This is a genomic window from Oleiphilus sp. HI0043, assembly GCF_001634935.1.
This window is the reverse complement of record NZ_LWEY01001660.1, coordinates 1-825: the sequence shown is the minus strand read 5'-3', so window position 1 is coordinate 825 and position 825 is coordinate 1. Positions and strand designations below refer to the sequence as shown.

At 46.2% G+C, this 825-nt stretch carries 1 protein-coding gene; it reads right to left on the bottom strand.

Annotated features, from left to right (window positions below; genetic code table 11):
* Positions 1-825: hypothetical protein (locus tag A3729_RS33440; protein ID WP_369820158.1), on the bottom strand; the 825-nt coding region annotated here is incomplete at both ends.

Here is an 825-nt window from a genome sequence, read left to right as displayed (position 1 = left end):
GAAGGCTTATTCTTGTAGGTCTCAGATGAGAACTCTTCAAAGATGTGGCCTTCATTATGATTGTCATGAATGGCTCGACAATAGTTTGTACCAATGATATCGAAAGGCACTAACTCATCGTTTGACAGCCAATCCTGACCAAAGATACCTTTCTCGGCGAACTGCTTAGGACGTAACTTACCGGACTCATCTTTCTGCATAAATTTCGCAATAAAGGCCGGATCATTGCGCTCTGCGTCAGTGAACTCTAATTGCCAGTAATCTTCCGAACCAAATACATGACCTTCGTAGAACTTGGCCAAAGCATTCTTATCTGCACGTACGTTTTCTGGTGCCATTTTCGAGCTGTGGCAACCTGCACACTCACGAGCAAAAACTTTGCGGCCTTCTGGAACCTTATCCAAATCGATATAATCCTTACCTGCTTTGCCATCCAGGTCTTGAGATGCTAGTAGATAGGTCGGGCCGCCAGTAATCAAGAACGCAGCCAGGTCATCCATTTTTGCATCGGCATAGTTCCACGCATCACATTCGTTTGCACATTGCATAATACGCATTGGGCTTTGCTTATTGCCTTGGCCGAAATGCTGCCCAGGATGCGGAAAGTTAGGCACCCAGCATTCTTCTGTACACATACCGATATTCACATAAACACGAATCAGCGCTAGGTGTTCACCGACACTATCTTCACCGCCTTTCAGTACGTGACGAGTGCGCGCTGTTGAAACTTCACCCGTGACCGGGTCTTTCATTTCATGCTCAAAGACACGCTTGTTATGGAAGTCCATAATATTGTTTTGCGTACCCGGGTTGTGGCTCCAATCA